14 protein-coding genes are annotated in these 16,058 nt (G+C 75.2%); 5 read left to right on the top strand and 9 right to left on the bottom strand.

Annotation, left to right across the window (positions count from 1 at the left end):
- Positions 1-2: 2 nt before the first annotated feature.
- The 7 genes from ACWDRR_RS06220 to ACWDRR_RS06190 all read right to left on the bottom strand — a co-directional run bounded on the left by ACWDRR_RS06220 (position 3) and on the right by ACWDRR_RS06190 (position 10,648).
- Complete coding sequence (locus tag ACWDRR_RS06220; protein WP_449771003.1) at positions 3-3,152, bottom strand: eCIS core domain-containing protein; 3,150 nt, start codon at positions 3,150-3,152, stop codon at positions 3-5.
- Positions 3,149-3,409 (bottom strand): hypothetical protein, encoded by a 261-nt coding sequence (locus tag ACWDRR_RS06215; protein ID WP_449771002.1) that lies wholly within the window; start codon positions 3,407-3,409, stop codon positions 3,149-3,151. Before ACWDRR_RS06215 ends, ACWDRR_RS06220 begins: the two co-directional genes overlap by 4 nt.
- A complete protein-coding gene (locus ACWDRR_RS06210) occupies positions 3,406-5,517 on the bottom strand; it encodes an ATP-binding protein (RefSeq protein WP_449771001.1) in 2,112 nt (703 codons plus the stop codon). The genes ACWDRR_RS06215 and ACWDRR_RS06210 overlap by 4 nt, the downstream gene beginning before the upstream one ends.
- Positions 5,517-6,755: a DUF4255 domain-containing protein gene (locus ACWDRR_RS06205; protein ID WP_449771000.1), complete on the bottom strand. Its 1,239-nt coding sequence runs from the start codon at positions 6,753-6,755 to the stop codon at positions 5,517-5,519. The genes ACWDRR_RS06210 and ACWDRR_RS06205 overlap by 1 nt, the downstream gene beginning before the upstream one ends.
- An 823-nt stretch (positions 6,756-7,578) precedes the next feature.
- Entirely contained in the window at positions 7,579-8,397 is an 819-nt protein-coding gene (locus tag ACWDRR_RS06200) for a hypothetical protein (RefSeq protein ID WP_449770999.1), read from the bottom strand.
- Between the two features lie 2 nt (positions 8,398-8,399).
- Positions 8,400-8,924: a phage tail protein gene (locus tag ACWDRR_RS06195; RefSeq protein WP_387894643.1), complete on the bottom strand. Its 525-nt coding sequence runs from the start codon at positions 8,922-8,924 to the stop codon at positions 8,400-8,402.
- Positions 8,925-8,986: 62 nt separating this feature from the next.
- On the bottom strand, positions 8,987-10,648 hold the full coding sequence (locus tag ACWDRR_RS06190; RefSeq protein WP_449770998.1) for a phage tail sheath family protein: 1,662 nt from the start codon (positions 10,646-10,648) through the stop codon (positions 8,987-8,989).
- A gap of 240 nt (positions 10,649-10,888) precedes the next feature.
- On the opposite strand from ACWDRR_RS06190, the gene ACWDRR_RS06185 reads away from it, so the two are divergent.
- A complete protein-coding gene (locus ACWDRR_RS06185) occupies positions 10,889-11,257 on the top strand; it encodes a PRC-barrel domain-containing protein (protein WP_449770997.1) in 369 nt (122 codons plus the stop codon).
- Positions 11,258-11,440: 183 nt separating this feature from the next.
- The gene (locus ACWDRR_RS06180) at positions 11,441-11,713 is read left to right on the top strand and encodes a hypothetical protein (protein ID WP_449770996.1); all 273 of its coding nucleotides are present in this window, start codon (positions 11,441-11,443) and stop codon (positions 11,711-11,713) included.
- 143 nt (positions 11,714-11,856) lie between these two features.
- Here the strand turns inward: ACWDRR_RS06180 and ACWDRR_RS06175 are convergent, their stop codons facing one another.
- On the bottom strand, positions 11,857-12,132 hold the full coding sequence (locus tag ACWDRR_RS06175) for an alpha/beta fold hydrolase (protein ID WP_449770995.1): 276 nt from the start codon (positions 12,130-12,132) through the stop codon (positions 11,857-11,859).
- A 262-nt stretch (positions 12,133-12,394) separates the two neighbouring features.
- On the opposite strand from ACWDRR_RS06175, the gene ACWDRR_RS06170 reads away from it, so the two are divergent.
- The 3 genes from ACWDRR_RS06170 to ACWDRR_RS06160 all read left to right on the top strand — a co-directional run bounded on the left by ACWDRR_RS06170 (position 12,395) and on the right by ACWDRR_RS06160 (position 14,469).
- The gene (locus ACWDRR_RS06170; protein WP_449770994.1) at positions 12,395-13,000 is read left to right on the top strand and encodes a hypothetical protein; all 606 of its coding nucleotides are present in this window, start codon (positions 12,395-12,397) and stop codon (positions 12,998-13,000) included.
- A gap of 108 nt (positions 13,001-13,108) precedes the next feature.
- A complete protein-coding gene (locus tag ACWDRR_RS06165; protein ID WP_449770993.1) occupies positions 13,109-13,690 on the top strand; it encodes a sigma-70 family RNA polymerase sigma factor in 582 nt (193 codons plus the stop codon).
- Entirely contained in the window at positions 13,687-14,469 is a 783-nt protein-coding gene (locus ACWDRR_RS06160) for an anti-sigma factor family protein (protein WP_449770992.1), read from the top strand. Before ACWDRR_RS06165 ends, ACWDRR_RS06160 begins: the two co-directional genes overlap by 4 nt.
- Before the next feature lie 36 nt (positions 14,470-14,505).
- Here ACWDRR_RS06160 and ACWDRR_RS06155 read toward each other — a convergent pair whose 3' ends face one another.
- Positions 14,506-15,954, bottom strand: coding sequence for a WGR domain-containing protein (locus tag ACWDRR_RS06155; RefSeq protein ID WP_449770991.1), 1,449 nt, complete (start codon positions 15,952-15,954; stop codon positions 14,506-14,508).
- Positions 15,955-16,058: the final 104 nt, after the last annotated feature.

Here is a 16,058-nt window from a genome sequence, read left to right as displayed (position 1 = left end):
GCTCATGGTGTCTCCCCCTGCTCGTGCCGGCGGGTCTCCCGGGTCTGCCCGGTCCGGCGCAGCACCGGCACGCCCGTGCTGCGGGCCGCGATGTCGGTGGCGATCTGGTCGGCGTGCGCGCGGATGTGCTCGATCACGGTCTGCTCCCACCAGGTGCTCTCGTACGGGTGGTCGAGCAGCCGCCTGGACTCCTCCAGCAGGTGCTTCAGGCCGGGCGGCCGGCCGCTCAGGTCGGGGAGGGTGACCTCACGGAGGGTGAAGGTGCGCGGTCCGGTGTGTTCGGCGAGGTGGCGGCGGCCTTCGGCCACCTCGCGCTGCTCGGTGTAGAAGGTCGGCGCCGTGTCGGCGATCTGCTGGTCCAGCACCAGCAGGACCACCCCGGCGGTGCCGGAGCGGAGGTCGGGGGTGGCGGCCAGCACTCCGAGTGCCGCGGCCCGGGACCGGTCGAGCCGCTCGTGCGCCGCCTGCCGCTGCGGCTGGGTGACGGCCGCGGCGACCACGGCCGCGTCGGCGTCGAGCTGGTCGGCGAGGGCGGCGGTGCTCACGGCCGTCCGGCCCTGGCCGGCCTGCCGGGCCGCGTCGGCCGCGGCCTGCAGCTCCCGGTTGATCTTCGCCAGCTCGGGATCGTCCGGGGCGACGGTGCCCAGCCAGCCGCGCAGTTGCTGCAGCCGGCCGCCCACCTGGTCCGGGGCGCCGGCCGTGGCGCGCAGCAGGGCCGCGACCGCGCGGATCCGCTCGGCGGTCTCGGTCCGCATCGCGGCGAGGTCGAACGCGGCCGGCTCGACGTTGCCCCGTGCGGCGATGCGCAGCCCGGCCGCCCGGCTCTCGGTCTCCTCGCGGTCGCGCCGGGCGCGGGTCTGCAGGAAGAGGTCGCGCTGCTCCCGTTCGGCCTCCGTGCCGGCCGGCCAGGCGGCGGCGTCGAAGCCGAGCCGCCGGGTGGGCCCGCCGCCCGCCTCCGCCCAGGCCTCGGTGATCCGCTCCCGCAGACGGCGGTCGGCGACGGTCGCGACCTTGAACGCCAGACCGAAGAACGGGCTGTCCGCGTGGTCCTTGGCGATCTGGCTGTGCGACGGACCGGCGATCGTCGGCTCGGGCGTGGCCTGGAGATTGCGTTCGCGCCGGGCGGCGGCCGCACGGCCCTCGCGTTCCTGGTCGGCCACGCTGCGGCCGGTGAAGCGCCCCTCCAGCTCCATGGCGCGGCGTTCGGCCTCGGGGGTCGCGGTGCGGGCCTGCCGGGCGCGGGCCTCCCGCAGCGCGACGATCAGGCTGGTGTCGGCCACCTGGGCGCCCAGCGCCTCGGCCTGGAAGCGCTTGGCGGCGGGCACCATGAGGTGCTCGTGGATGCCCGCCCGGATGGCCCGCTGGACGGCGACCACGGTGACGTCGCGCACCGACTGCGGGACGATCGCGGGCAGCAGCGTGCCCAGGTGGTAGATCTGGTCCATCGGCAGGCTCAGCAGGGTCTCGACCGCCCGGCCGGTCACCGCGCTGTACGGCGGCCGCCCGTAGGAGCCCAGCGCCCCGAGCAGGGTCTGCCGCAGGCCGTCCCGGAACTGCTTGTTGTTCTGGAGCAGGTGGCCCGTCACCCGCAGTTCGGCCTCGATGAACCGCTCCTCGCTCTTGGCCTCCGCGATGGTCTTGGGATCGGGCAGCGGCGTCAGGAGGAACTTCACGAACTCGCTGGTCAGCGAGATCTTCGTGTCGGCGCCGAGGAACGTGCCGGTGGACAGCACCGGGCGGTTGCGCAGTGCGGCCGGTCCGCGCCCGACGTCGACCGACGGCAGGAAGGCGAAGGCCGTCCGGTCGGCGCCCTTGAGCCCGGGCAGCAGGTCGGCGTGCTCGCGCAGCACCTTGTTCACCGCGATCTCGACCCAGTTGGAGTGCGCGAACAGGTCCTCGACGGCGTGCAGCGCGGCGCCGAAGTGGAGCAGCCCGTCGGTGGTGCGCCCTCGTTGCACCGCCAGTTCCAGCCGCCGCTCCACGTGCAGGTTGGTCCGCCTGATGTAGGCGAGCACGCCTGCCCGGTCCACCGAGAAGACCGGTGCGGCGGTGCCCGGCGCGCCCTGCTGCACGGGGGCGACCGGTTCGGGCGGCTCCTGGGCGGTCACCGCCGCCGGCGGCCGGGCCCGGGCGCCGGCGACCGGCGGCGCGGCGGTGACGGCGGGCGGGCCGGCCAGCAGGTCGTCGGTGGAGGTGAGCCCGCCGGGGTTGTCGATGTGCTCGGCGGGGATGTAGTAGCCGAACTGCTCGGGGGTCATGCTCCGGCCGAACTTCTTGGCGGCCATGTAGGACAGCATCGAGAACAGCACGTCCGCCGGCAGGATGCGCAGGGCGAGCGGGACGAAGACCTGGTTGAGGTCGCGCATCCAGTTGCCGAAGTAGACCGCGCCGGCCTCCTCGTTGCTGAAGGCCGACGGGTCCTCGCGCCCGGCGGTGTCGGTGGTGAGGCCGACCCGCTCGGCCGCCTCGTGCACGGGCGCCTCGAACCGCTGCACCACCCGGATCCCGGCCGGAGCCGGGGCGGGCCGGACCGGGGCGGGCAGCGGCCCGGTGCGCTCCGCACGGTCGGCGACGGCCTCCGCCTCGCGTTCGAACCGGTCGCCGGGCTCGCTGACCCGCAGCCCGCCGCCGAGATCGCGGCCGGCCACCGGTCCGGCGGACTGCTGGACGACGTGGGCGAGTTCGTGGGCGAGCAGCAGCCGGCCGGCCCGGGTGTCGGTGTCCGGCAGGCCGTCGCGGAACACGATGTGCGAGCCGGCCGTCCACGCCCGCGCGCCAACCGCGACGGCGGAGCGGCGGGCGGCGTCCCCGGAGTGGACCCGGACCGCGCTGAAGTCGCTGCCCAGCCGCTGTTCCATGTCCGCGCGGACGGCGGGGGGAAGCGCCCGGCCCGGGGTGTCGAGCACCCGCCCGAGCGCGTCGTAGTCGTACTCGGCGTCGGCGTCGGCGTCGATCTCGACGACACCGCGGGCGGCCCTGGCCCCGGGCACGGCCCCGGCACCGGTCGCGAAGCGCTGGATCACGCCGGTGTGCCCGGCGCAGGCGCCGCCGCACCGCGCGGCGTCGTACGCGGGCGCCTGCGCCGCGCCCCGCTCCCGGTGGCTCACCGGCTGCCGGGCCGCCTCGGCGGGCACCACCGCCTTCCCGGTCATCCGCCCACCTCCAGGTGCGGGCGCACCAGTGCGCTGTGGACGGATCGGGCGACGGCCGCTCCGAGCGCGGCCGGCCGGTGTCCGCCGCGGGCCTGCGGGGCGGCGAGGCCGGGTACGCTGCGCGACTCGCCCCAGGCCCCGGCCGGCGCCGCGGCGAGCAGCCTGGTCAGCTCGGCGTGCAGGGCCGTCCCGAGCTCGCCGGGATCCGCGCCGACCCCGTCGAGGACCAGCCGCTCGATGTGCAGTTCGATCCTCATCGCTCCGGGGTTCCTTCCCACGCGAAGTCACGCTCGGTCATCGGGAGTTCGAGCTTCAGGAACTCGCTGCGCGCCGCGGCGAGCACCGTCGGCATGGTGATCGGGCTCCGCGCCGCGGCCGCCAGGAAGGCCGCGTTGAGCGCGATGTTGCGGATCATGCCGCCGCTGGCCGGCAGCCGGGCGAGCCGCCGGTAGTCGAGCGCGTCGCGCGGCGCGGCCGCCGGGAACGCCTTCTCCCAGATCTCGCGGCGCTGGTCGGGGCCGGGGAACTCGAACTCCACGATGAACCGCAGCCGCCGCAGGAACGCGCCGTCCAGCGCCGAGCGGAGGTTGGTGGCCAGCACGGCCAGCCCCCGGTGGCTCTCCATCCGCTGCAGCAGGTAGTTGACCTCGATGTTGGCGTAGCGGTCGTGCGCGTCCTTGACCTCGCTGCGCTTGCCGAACAGCGCGTCCGCCTCGTCGAAGAACAGGATCGAGCCGCCGCCCTCCGCCGCGTCGAACAGCCGGCCCAGGTTCTTCTCGGTCTCGCCGATGTACTTGCTCACCACGGCGGACAGGTCGATCCGGTAGAGGTCGAGCCGGAGGTGCTGGGCGAGCACCTCGGCGGCCATCGTCTTGCCCGCGCCGCTCGGCCCGGCGAACAGCGCGCCCAGGCCGAGCCCCCGGGTGACGCGCTCGCCGAACCCCCAGGTCTCGTACACCGTGGTGCGGTGCGCCAGCTGGTCGGCGATCTCCCGGAGCGCCCGGCGGGCGTCCTCGGGCAGCACGATGTCCTCCCAGGTCACCCTGGTCTCCAGCCGCTGGGCGAGGGCGTCCAGGCGCGGCCGGGTGCGCAGCCGGCAGGCCCGCCAGGCGGCGGCCGGGTCACCGGCGGCCGCGGCCGCCACCTCCCGGATCGCGGACAGTTCCAGGCCGAACTGCGCCGCGAGCGCGTCCGTCTGCCCGCCCGGGCCGTACTCGGCCCGCCAGGCCTCGGCCCGCTCGGCCGGGGTCGGCGGCGCGAGCTCGACCACCGCCGGGGCCGGGCCGAGGTCGGGGCGGCTCTCCCGGCCGGCCAGCAGGCGGGCACTGCCACCCGTGCGGGCCAGGAACCGGGCCGGCCCCGGCTCGCCGGGCCCCGCGTCCCCGGCGTCGAGGTAGAGCGCGAGCGGCAGCAGGACCGACTCGCGCTGCCAGAGCCGGGCCAGCTCGTCCGACTCCGCCGGTGCGGCCGGGAGCAGCCCGGTCGGCAGCCGACAGGCGACCAGCCCGCTCGCGGCCGCAGCCCTGGCGGCCACCGCCCGCTTGCCCGCGCCGTCCGGGCCGTCGGGGCCGACGAGTTGGACCAGCGGGACGCCGGGCCGCCGCCAGGTGCGGACGATCTCGTCGGCGACGGCCTGTTGGGAGGGCGGCAGCTCCTCCGCCGGCCCCGGGTCGAGGCGTTCGATCAGCAGCGCGAGCCGGTCGTCGAGGTGGTTCAGGCCCTTGACGTGGTTGACGATCCGTTCGTCGGCCCGCAGCGCACCGGCGACCAGGCCCTGGCCGACGGTCCGGGTGATCTCCAGGAGCCGCCAGTACCGCAGTCCGCCCTGCGGGGAGAGCGCGTCCCAGGCCGGGTCGGGCAGCAGCGCCAGTGCCAGCGCGAACGTCGGGGGGGCCGGCCGCTCGTTGCCCTGCGCGCGGGCGTACAGCCGGGTGATCGAGGGGTCGAGTTCGGCGGCCACGCACAGCAGGAGGGTGTCGCGCTCGAACCGGGACAGCCCGAGCCGGTCGGCGAGCTGGACCAGCGGGGGCGGGGGCGAGACCTCCTCGGCGTCCCGGACCGCCCGTGCGGCCGCCTCGATCTGCTGCTCCGTCACCCGCCGACCGGCGGCGACGGGCGACGGCCCGGGTCCGGTGCGGCGGAAGAGGCGGGCCCGGCCGGGCCGGGCGGCCGGCGCGCTCCCGTCCGGGACCGGGCCGGCCGGCTGCCGGTACGCCGGGCCGGCCGACTCCTCGGACGCCGGACCGTCGGCGATCCGCCGCCTCAGCAGGAGCCGCAGCCATGCCAGCGAGGCGGCGAGGAACCTGCTGTTGGCCTCCTCCGGCCCGGCCGGCTCGCCCACCCCGACGCTCTGCGGGTCCGTCATCAGATCACCGCCACCGATTGGGTCGGGTCGAAGGCCGGCCGGGCTCCCGAACGGTCGATCAGCAGGCTGTCCACGCCGGCCACCCGCAGCCGGACCGGATGCCGCCCCTTCGCCGCGTGCGGCACGGTGAACCGGGCGCTGCCCGCCGGCCGTGGCGCGCCGGGGCCGGGCGGGTCGGGCGGCACGGCCCGCCCGTCGAAGACGAGCAGCACCGGCTGGCCGGGCAGCGGCGCCGGGGCGCAGGTCAGCTCGATCACCGCGCTGCCGTCCGCCGCCTGCGGCACGGTCGCCGGCAGCCGGGTGATCCGGGGCGCGACCGCGAGCGGCACCTCGTTGGTGACGGTCACCACCGACCGGGGCACCCCGCCCTCGGTGACCTGCGTGGTGAGCGCGAGCCCCACCGACCAGAGCCCCGCCGGCATGCCGGCGGCTCCCACGGTGAACCGCGCCTCGCCGTCGGTGAGCGCACCCGGGGCCAGCGGTACCACCACCTGGGCCGGCAGCAGCGGATGACTCAGCCGGACCTCGGCGGAGCGGGCCGACAGCCCGTGGCCGCGCAGCGACACCTGCTCGCCCGGCCGGGCGGCCGGCTGGCGGGCCGGTGGGACGGCCGCGGTGAGGGCGGGCAGGCCGAGCGGCAGGCCGGCCGCCGCGCCGGGCCCCTCGTCGTTGCGGCCCCGCTTGAGCACGGGCACCGGTGCGGTGGGCGCGCGGCGGCTGTCGATCAGCACCGCGCTCACCTCGTAGGCCACCGACATCCGGTACGGCGTCTGGAAGGCCGACCAGAGCGCGTAGATGTCCTTCTCGCCGAACGGCTGCCAGGTGATCCTGATCCGGTCCAGCTGGTCGGCGACGTCGCTGTCCGGTGCGAAGGCCGCGAGCTCGCCGCGCTGCAGCACCGGGTTGTCGTGCAGCGCCCGGACGGCGCGGGCGAGCAGCCGGTGCGCGTCGAGGCCCGGGTCGTGCCGGACGAACGGGGTGATCAGGTAGTGCAGCACCAGCGGGAACGGCCGGCCCCCGCTCTCCCCGGGTCTCTGGTCCGGCCGGTCCGCGTTGCGCAGCGCTCCGGACACGTCGGCCTGGAACAGGTAGATGTTCACCAGCCTGTCGCGGGTGCCGTTGGCCAGCTCGTTGGGCGGCCGGGTGTCCACGCCCGCTCCGGCGACGTCGGCGAGCGCGCCGAGGACGAGCCCGCTCAGTGTCTTGGTGACGGCGGCGATCGCCTCCTCGTCACTCATCGGCGGTCACCTCCCGACCGTGTGCGCAGGTACTCGTCGAGGCTGGTCGCCGGCTGCCGTTCGGGCCGCCGAGGAGCCGGCGCGGGGGTCTCCCGGGGCGCCCTGACCTCGACCCGGCCGATGGTGATGTGCACGGTCGGCCCGGCGGCGGGCCCCTGCCGCCGCTGCGGCCACGGCGCCGCCGGGGCGGGCTCCGGTGGGCGCTGCGCGGTGTGGAGCGGCCGTACGGGGTGCTCCCGGACGGGCTCGGTCACGGGGCCGGTCACCGGATCGGTCGTGGGGTCGGTCGCGGGGTCGGCCGTGGGATCAATCGTGGGGCCAGCTGCGGGGTCGGCCGCTGCTGCCGAGCCCCGTCGGAGCGCACCGGCCGGGCGGTGGCCGTCGGCCCGGTGCCGGCCGTCGGCCGGGCGGGCCCGGTCGGAGGCCTCCGGCCCTCCGGACGGCCGGGCGGCGGGCGGGACGGTCCCGCCCACCGACGGAGGCGGCACCTCACCCGGTGCCTGCGGCCGGTGCCCCGGCAGTGCGGCCGACCGCTCCTCCGGGCCGGGCCGCCCGGCAGGGGCCCGCCGCTGGCCAGGCGGATCGGCCGCCTGCCCCCGGCCGGGTGCCCCGGCAGAGCGCCCCGGGCCGGCCGGGGCGGCGGACCGTGCACCGACGGGATCGGTCAGCGGCACGGCCGGGCTCCCGGTCGACCCGCCCGGCACCGGCAGCTGGTCCTGCGCCGGGTGCCGGGCCTGCCGGGGCTCGAACAGTGATCCGGTCAGCGGCCGGATCGGCGGACTGCCCGCATCGGCCACACCCAGTAGGCGGCTCACGAAGTCGGTCATCCCGTCACCAGTTCCAGATAGCACTGCCGACGCGCCGGACCGATCGCGAGCACCTCGTCCTCCGACCAGCCGTACGCGCTCGCCAGCACATGCACGTCGTGCACCAGCCTCCGCGCGTAGGCGTCCAGTTCCGCCCACAGGTGGGCGGTGGCGTCGAACGGCGACGCCCAGGCGTGCCCGCACGCCACGCAGTCCAGCTCCAGCCGGACGTCCGCCTGCGGGTCCTGCGCGGACAGGGCGCCGGCGAGCGCGTCCAGCACCGCGTCCGGCAGGCCTTCGGGGCCGACCCGCTCCCCGTGCGCCACGGCCGAGGTCAGGACCCGGCCGAGCAGGGCCCGCCGGGCGTCCGGTGTGCCCGCGCCGACGGCCAGCAGATCCCGTCCGGTGATCAGGCGGAACTCGATCTCGAAGCCCTCGACCCGCAACCGCCGCTCGCCGTCCGCCCCACCGGCCCGGACGTCGTCGGCGCTCAGTTCCAGTTCGAGCTCCTCGTGACAGGACGGGCAGGTGACCGCGCACGGGAAGGTCGGGCCGAAGCACCGCTCCCGGAGCGCGAGCACCAGCTCCCCGCAGGTGCCGACGGCGAGGTCCGCCACCGTCGACGGGTCGGCGCCGCCGGCCGCGGCGAGCACCAGCGCCCGCCGGACGGCGTCCTTCCCCCGGCCGGCCTCCCAGACCGCGAGCAGGCCGGCCTCGGTCAGCGGGCCCACGGCCGGCGGATCCACCACCTGTGGGCCGCCGCTCCGCGAGGCCGTCGGCCGCGAGCCCGTGGTCCGGCCGTCCGGAGTCGAGGTGCCCATGGTCTGCGCACTCATGGTCAGGCCGGGTCTTCGAAGCCGGTCTCGACCGGTTCGGGCAGGTCCTCGCGGACCCAGCCCTCGTTCTCCAGCTTGACGTGCTGGATGGCGACCGCGTTGGCGTTGGCGTCCAGGTCGGAGACCGGCTGGTACTCCGAGACCCAGCAGTTGAACACCTGGTAGGACAGCACCTTCTGGCCCGCCTCGTTGAAGACGTCGACGACGATGTCCCGGCGGAAGTCCTTGAGCGAGGATTCGAGCCCGCTACCGGAGTTGTGATAGCTCCACACCCGGTTCGCCCACTGCTCGAACACCTTGTCGTTGGTGACCCCGCGCTCCAGCGTGATCGCGTCGTACTCGGTGCGGCCCGGGAGCTTGGCACTGGTCGCCGGGTCGCCGCCGCTGCGGTGCTTGATCACCTCGGTGCTGCGCTTGAAGCCGGTCACCTTGCTCACCCCGGCGATGTAGTCCGTTCCACCGCCGAACCTGACCCGGAACCGGAAGTTCTTGTAGGGGTCGCGCCGCTTCGTCCTGCTGTCCGCCATGGCTGCCCTTCCTCGTCACCCGTCGCCGTCACCCGTCGCCGTCACCCGTCACCCGATCGGGCTCATACCTGGATCTGGCCGGCCAGCTGCTGGATGTGGATGATCACGAACTCCGCGGGCTTCAGCGGCGCGAAGCCGACCTGGATGTTGACGATCCCCCGGTCGATGTCGTTCTGCGGGTTGTTCGTCGCGTCGCAGACCACCTGGTAGGCCTCCTGCGGGGTGCGGCCCTGGAAGGCCCGCTGGCGGAACAGGGTGTTCATGAACGCGCCGACGTTGAGCCGGATCGACGACCAGAGCGGCTCGTCGTTCGGCTCGAAGACCACCCACTGGGTGCCCCGGAACAGGCTCTCCTCGATGAACAGCGCGAGCCGGCGGACCGGCACGTACTTCCACTGGTCGGCGAGGATGTCGGCGCCCCTGAGCGTGCGGGCTCCCCACACCACGGTGCCGGTCACCGGCTGCCGGCGCAGGCAGTTGACGCCGAGCGGGTTGAGGACGCCGTTCTCCTGGTCGGTCATCAGGAGCTGCGGCGCGACCACCCCGCTCAGCCCGGCATCGGTACCGGCCGGGGCCTTCCACACCCCGCGCGCGACATCGGTACGGGCCCACACCCCGGCAACCGCCCCGCACGGCGGGAAGTCGCGGACCATGTTCTGCTGCGCGGTGTCGGCGATCATGACCCGGGGGAAGTACACCGCCGCGTTCTTGGCCAGGTCACCCGTCAGCGGCAGCCCGCTGCCGCCCGGCGCACCGGCCCTCGCGACCTCGGCGACGCTGCGCCAGCTGTCCGGTGGATCCACCAGCAGCATCGCCCGCCGGTCCAGACAGAGCCTGGCCGCCTGCGCCAGGACCCCGGCCGGGTGGTTCCCGTCGCCGTTCTGGCCGGGCGGCCCGGGCAGGCAGAGGATGTTGAAGATGTCCGTCTTCAACAGCTGGTAGATGCCCTGCTTGCCGTCCCGGACCGGGGAGTTCTCGCCCAGGTAGTCGGCGCTGACCGGGGTCGCGGTGCCGTCCAGCCCGTTCGCGGCGTCGACGTACCAGTCGCCGTGGCCCGCCCCCTTGCCGTCCGGGAACGGGTCCTGTCCGGCCGGGACGTCCGCCCCGGCCGCGGGCAGCCTGCCGTCCGCCGCGGCGGGCACGGTGACCAGGGCGGAGCCGGCGAGCGCGGCACTCAGCCGGCTGCCGCTGTCCGGTGCCGTCCCGATGTTGAGGTAGGTCTCCGTCACCCCGGTCGCCGTGTCGCGCAGGGTCAGGTTGAAGCTCTTCTGGTCGGCGGCGCTGGCCGCCTTGTCCCTGGTCCGGTGGTCCACCCGGGCGCGCAGACGGTTGCCCCAGTCACCGGGGCTGACGGCGGTGAGGGTGATCGCGTCGGCGGCCGCGCCGGAGGCGGCCGCCAGGACGACGGTGGCGGACGCCGGGTAGGTCGGCCCGCCCGCGGGGGCGTCCGCCGGACGGTGCGCGACGATCCGGACGACCTGCGCCTCGGCGCCGCCGTTCTGGAAGAACTGGTAGACCGCGTAACTCATCTCGCTGGTCCGGTCGAGCCCGCCGAACTCGCGCTCGTAGTCGGACCAGCTGGTGATGCGCACCGGGTCCGTCACCGAACCGCGCGGCGCCGTCCCGACGAACGCGGCGATCGACGTCGGCACCCCGACGACGGTACGCACCGCGCTCGGCAACTCGTCGATGTAGACGCCGGGATAGGTGGGACTGATCGGCATGGCCTGGCTCCCTTCGCACCGTCCGCGGGTCTGTCCACGGTGTGCCGCCCACGTTCTCCGTTCCGCCGTCACCGCGGCGTCACCGCAACCGCACCGCGGCGTTCCCGTCGGGTGACGCCACGGTGACGGCGCCACCCGGGCACGCCGGCCCCGCATGAACCCGGCGACCCGGGGCAGCCGATGGGGCGAGCACCGCCGGGACACCCCCGGCACGGCACACTGTGCGGAAAGGAGACGGTTGTGAGCAGCGACGTCAACATCTGGGAGTTCCGCTCCACGTCCGGCTACGTCACCGGGTCCGACCTCGTCGACTTCCGGGTGGAGGCGGTCGACGGACGCATCGGCAGGATCGACAAGCTGTCCGAGCAGGCCGACGACCGGTACCTGGTGGTGGACACCGGCCCGTGGATCTTCGGCAAGCACGTGCTGCTGCCCGCCGGCACCGTCGTCCAGGTCGACTTCGAGGAGCGGAAGGCCTACGTCGACCGGACGAAGGACGAGATCAGGAACGGGCCGGAGTTCGACCGGCACGAGCACGAGGACGACACCGACTACCAGGAGCGGTACGCGGGCTACTACGGTCCCTTCTACGGCGGACCGGTCATCTGACCGGCACGCCCGAACGAACAGGGCCCGATCGAGCAGAACCTGAACAAGCAGAACCCGAACGAGCAGGACCCGAGCGCGGGGTCCGGGACGCACGCGTCCGCGGAGCCCCGGCCGGAATCGACGGGCCCGGGCGGCCGCCCCCGACAGCGGGGCGGCCGCCCGGGCCGACCAGGGGAGGCGGACATGGCGGAGATCCTCGGAGCGGACGGGCGGACCGTCGACCTGACGGGCTACCGGGTCGACGGCCCCGACGGCCGGATCGGCCGGGTGGACCGGCACTCGGACTTCGTCGACGAGCGGCACCTCGTCGTCGACACCGGGTTCTGGGTGTTCGGCCGGGAGGTGATGGTCCCGATGAGCGCGGTCACCGCCGTCGACGAGGAGCGGCGCACCGTCCTGCTCTCGCTCCCGCACGCGGAGATCGACCGCCTGTACCGCACGGAAACCTCCGGCTGACCGGTCACCGCCGCCCCCGGGGAACGCGGGGCGACGGTGCCCGGGGCCGCCTGCTCGCCCCCCGGCGGATCACGATCGACCCGCCGGGGCAGTAGGCCCGGGGAGCATCGGCCGTGGTCGACGGCGTGCCGACCGGGCGCGCGTCAGCTGTCGGACGTGACCGCGGCGGCGGTGCGCGGCAGCGGGAGGGGGTCGCTGGAGCCCGTGCCGCCGCGGTCGTAGACCACGGCGGTGGTGAACTGCGAAACGCCCTGCTGCACACCGCAGTAGTCCAGGCCGACCGCGCCGGCGCCCGTCAGGAACACCACGGCCGGTCCGCCGCTGCCCGACCGGTGCACGAAGACACGGCGGCCGTCGATCTCTCGGAAGCCTCCGACGGGCGGAGCGGGCCGAACCGAGGAAGTGAGGTCATTCGTCATGCGGGAAGGCTCCAACCCTGACGCAGGGTCAGGGTCAACCCCGGCCCGTGCCCGGCCCCTCCCACCGCGAGCCCGCCCGCCCTCCACGAATCTGCACGAATCGGCGCGAATCGGCGGGTCGGAGGATCGGCGGAAGAATTTCTCCGCGGCGTTGAGCACCTCGGCCGCCCCCGCCGTACTGAAGGGCGACGGACGGCATCCGCGGCCTCGGCGGCGGTGACGTCCGACTTGACCTGACGTCACGCCCTTGGGGGAGAGACCCATGCACGCTCTGCGCCGTACCGCCGCCTTCACCGCCGCCGCCGCGGCCGTCGTCCTGCTCGCCACCGCGTGCAACTCCGACGCCGACACCGCCGCCCCGGCCGCGAGCGGCCCGAGCGCGCCGGCCGCACCGCCCACGACCGGCACGACGGGCGCGACGCCCACGACCGGCGCCCCGGCCACGACGGGCGCGCCGGGCGGGAACCAGGCCGCGCTGAAGGGCTCACTGGCCACCGTCACCTCGCCGCAGTTCGGACCGATCGTCGTCGACGGCCTGAACTACACGCTGTACCGCTTCGACAAGGACACCGCCCAGCCCTCCGCCTCCAACTGCAACGACGCCTGCGCCGTGAAGTGGCCGCCGGTGCCGGTGAGCCAGCAGGCCACCGTCAAGGGCGTGGACGCCAAGCTGGTCGGCTCGGTGACCAGGGCCGACGGGACCAAGCAGCTGACCCTCAACGGCTGGCCGCTGTACCGGTTCGCCGACGACAAGGCCCCGGGCGAGACCAAGGGTCAGGGGGTCGGGGGCACCTGGTTCATCAGCACCCCCGAGGGCAAGAAGGCCCAGGCGGTCGCCCAGCCCACCGGCGCCGGCGCGGGCTACTGACGGGACCGTGGGCGGCACCGCCCACCGTCGCACCCCCGCCCGGTGGTCGGCCGCCGGCCGCCGGGCGGGGGCGGGGCCGCCCACCACGGCCTCGACGAGGAGAGAGCCATGGGGCACGATACGGCCGTGAGCGAATACCCTCCGGCCGCGGCCGGGCGACCACCCGGTGCCGGCGCCGACACCGACGCGGGCGAGGAACTGATCCGCGCCCTGCACCGGGACCACGCCGCCCCGCTGCTGCGGTTCGTCCTCCACCTGGTGGGCGGGGACCGCCGACGGGCCGAGGACGTGGTGCACGCGACCCTCCTGCGGGCCTGGCAGAACATCCACCGGCTGGACCACCGGGAGGGATCGCTGCGCCCGTGGCTGGTCAGCACGGCCCGGCGGATCGCCGTCGACGAGCGGCCCGGGCTCCCCGCGCAGGCGCGCGGAAGCGGCGGCGGCGCCGTGGAGCCGCTGCCGACCGCCGAGGAACTCGACACGGCACTGCGGCTGATGGCGATGTCCGACGCGATGGAGGCGCTCAGCGACGCGCACCGCGAGGTACTCGCCGAGACCTACCTGAAGGGCCGGACGGTGAACGAGGCCGCCTCGGTGCTCGGCGTCCCGCCCGCCACCGTGCGGTCCCGGGTCTACTACGCGCTGCGCTCGCTCAAGATCGCGCTCGACGAACGAGGAGTGGCACAGTGACCGTCCCGGAAGAAACGCACCTGGACGTGGGCGCCTACGTCCTCGGGCTGCTCGAACCCCGGGAGCGCGCGGAGTTCGAGGCCCACCTCGAAGGCTGTGCCCGGTGCGCCGAGGAGGCGGCCGAGCTCGCCGGCCTGGAGCCGCTGCTCGCCGACTTCGCCGGGGCGACCGCGCCGGCCGGCGCCCCGCGGGAGGCTGGGGGCACCGGCGGCGCCGACGGCACCCACGACCCCGACCCGCTGCCCCGGCCGGGCCCGGAGCTGCTCGACCGCCTGGTGGGCCAGGTGACGGCCGCCCGGCGGACGGCCCGCACCCGACGGCTGTTCCTGGTGGCCGCGGCCGTGGCGGTGCTGATCGGCGGCCCGCTGCTCGGTGCGGCCGTCAGCAGTGGTGGCGGCGCCGCGGTGGCGGACCACCATCCGTCCAGCCCCGCCTCGTGGCTGATGGACACCGGCGAGCAGCACAGTGCCACCGACGCACGGACGGGCGCGGTGGCGACCGTCGCGCTGGAGGACAAGAAGTGGGGCACCCACGTGGCGTTGCGACTCGGCAACGTCCAGGGCCCGCTGCGCTGTTCCCTGGTGGCCGTCACCCGCTCCGGCGCCGAGCAGACCGTCACCGGGTGGGCCGTCCCGGCGCCCGGCTACGGCGTGCCCGGGGCGGCCGACCCGCTGGTCACCCATGGCGGGGTGGGCTACCCGGCCACCGAGATCGACCACTTCGAGGTGCGGACCGACGACGGCAGGGAGCTCGTCGCGATCCCCGTCCGACCGGCCTGACCCGGGCGGGGCCGCGGCCCCGCCCGCACCCGCCGGCTACAGCAGCCGCTTGATGTCGCCGCGCGCGCGGTAGAACCCGCCGCTGCCCGACTCCAGCACCTCCGCCACCAGGTAGCGGGCCCCCGGTACCCGGATGTCCTTGGGGAACTGCACCCGGCGGTTCGCGTCGAACCCGGCCGACACCACCCGCACCCGGACCCGGTTGCCCTCCTGGACGCACTCCACCTCGATGCCGGTGGCCGCGCCCGCCGTGCCGGCCACCACCGACTCCAGCTCGGCGCCCGCCACCGCCGCCTGCCACCCGCTGCCGTCCACCTCGGCCGGCTGCGGCACCAGGCCGCCCTCCGCCGCGGTCACCGCCTGCTCGCTCGCGTCCAGGCAGGCCAGCGACCCGTCGGTGGTCACGATGTACAGCCGGTCGTCGCGGTACTGCATGCTGTACGCCGAACCGCAGCCGGTGCCGAGCTTCCACAGGCGGGTGCCGTCCGCGGCGAAGCAGTAGACCGAGGAGTGGTTGTCCCCCGCGAAGACGTACCGGCCGTCGGGCGAGGACGCGCAGGAGAACACCGCGGCGTCGCAGCGGTAGCGGGCGGTCTCGGAGCCGTCGGCCTTGCGCAGCCGGTGGACCCAGCCGCGCGAGGTGCCGGCGAACACCTCGTCACGCTCCTGCCAGCCGAACAGCACCTCGCCCTCGGTCGGGGTGTGCCACACCGGGTCGCCCCCGCGGGCCTCGTAGCGTCCGACGCCGCGCGAGTGGCCGTGGTAGACGCCGTCGTCGTCGCAGCGCACCATCCAGCCGTCGGTCCCGGTGGCCTTGCGCCGCCACTGGAACTCGTCCTCGTGGTCGACGGTGGTGATGCCGCCGCGGGCGTCGGCGACACCGAGCACGCCGTCGTGGATGTCCAGCCAGTAGATGTCGACGTCCGCGGCTATCTCGTACGCCACCCGCGGCACCTTGCCGCCCAGGTCGTACACCTTGCCGTCGTCGCACCCGGCGTAGATCCACCAGTCGTCGGCCACGATGCACTTGACCCCGTCGGGCAGCCCGTACCGGCCGGTGACCTGCCCGTCGTGGGTGAGGGTGTAGACGTCGCCGCGCTCGTTGCCCACCCAGGCGTGCTCCTCCCCGACGAAGATCCCGAACGCCGCGGCGCCCGAGCGGAAGCGCCACAGCACCGGTGCCTGACGGGCCGTCGATCCGCTGCTGACGATGGCCCGCCGGGTGACCGCCCGCCGCTGCCGCACCCCGCGCACCGCCGGGGCGTAGCCCTTGCGGACCTTCTCCCCCAGCTTCTTCGCGGCGGCGGCGGCCGCCTTCTCCGCCGTCGGGTAGGCGGTGGTCTTCTCCTGGCCGCTCTCGCCGATCCGCCCGTACCTGACGGTCACGGACGTACCGGAGGTCCGGACCTCGTAGAACTTGTGGGCGCTGCCCGCGTCCTCGGACAGTTCCAGGTAGGTGACCTGCTCGTCGGCGGCGACTGGCATGGCAAGGGCCCCTTTCGGGCGGCAGCGGGAAGCGTCGTCGCGCGGGCCGCGCCCGCCGACACCGCACAAACTAGCCACTGCCACCGACAACCCGGCGGGCGGCC

The organism is Kitasatospora sp. NPDC003701, assembly GCF_053587085.1.
The sequence above is the reverse complement of the archived record's forward strand: the minus strand, read 5'-3'. Positions and strand labels throughout refer to the sequence as shown.

Excerpts from the sequence above, each read along its gene's own strand:
- ACWDRR_RS06215 (WP_449771002.1), bottom strand. The coding sequence starts at position 3,409 with ATGAGGATCGAACTGCACATCGAGCGGCTGGTCCTCGACGGGGTCGGC.
- ACWDRR_RS06195 (WP_387894643.1), bottom strand. The coding sequence starts at position 8,924 with ATGGCGGACAGCAGGACGAAGCGGCGCGACCCCTACAAGAACTTCCGG.
- ACWDRR_RS06205 (WP_449771000.1), bottom strand. The coding sequence starts at position 6,755 with ATGAGTGACGAGGAGGCGATCGCCGCCGTCACCAAGACACTGAGCGGG.
- ACWDRR_RS06220 (WP_449771003.1), bottom strand. The coding sequence starts at position 3,152 with ATGACCGGGAAGGCGGTGGTGCCCGCCGAGGCGGCCCGGCAGCCGGTG.
- ACWDRR_RS06190 (WP_449770998.1), bottom strand. The coding sequence starts at position 10,648 with ATGCCGATCAGTCCCACCTATCCCGGCGTCTACATCGACGAGTTGCCG.
- ACWDRR_RS06175 (WP_449770995.1), bottom strand. The coding sequence starts at position 12,132 with ATGACGAATGACCTCACTTCCTCGGTTCGGCCCGCTCCGCCCGTCGGA.
- ACWDRR_RS06210 (WP_449771001.1), bottom strand. The coding sequence starts at position 5,517 with ATGACGGACCCGCAGAGCGTCGGGGTGGGCGAGCCGGCCGGGCCGGAG.
- ACWDRR_RS06155 (WP_449770991.1), bottom strand. The coding sequence starts at position 15,954 with ATGCCAGTCGCCGCCGACGAGCAGGTCACCTACCTGGAACTGTCCGAG.
- ACWDRR_RS06165 (WP_449770993.1), top strand. The coding sequence starts at position 13,109 with ATGGGGCACGATACGGCCGTGAGCGAATACCCTCCGGCCGCGGCCGGG.
- ACWDRR_RS06180 (WP_449770996.1), top strand. The coding sequence starts at position 11,441 with ATGGCGGAGATCCTCGGAGCGGACGGGCGGACCGTCGACCTGACGGGC.
- ACWDRR_RS06170 (WP_449770994.1), top strand. The coding sequence starts at position 12,395 with ATGCACGCTCTGCGCCGTACCGCCGCCTTCACCGCCGCCGCCGCGGCC.
- ACWDRR_RS06200 (WP_449770999.1), bottom strand. The coding sequence starts at position 8,397 with ATGAGTGCGCAGACCATGGGCACCTCGACTCCGGACGGCCGGACCACG.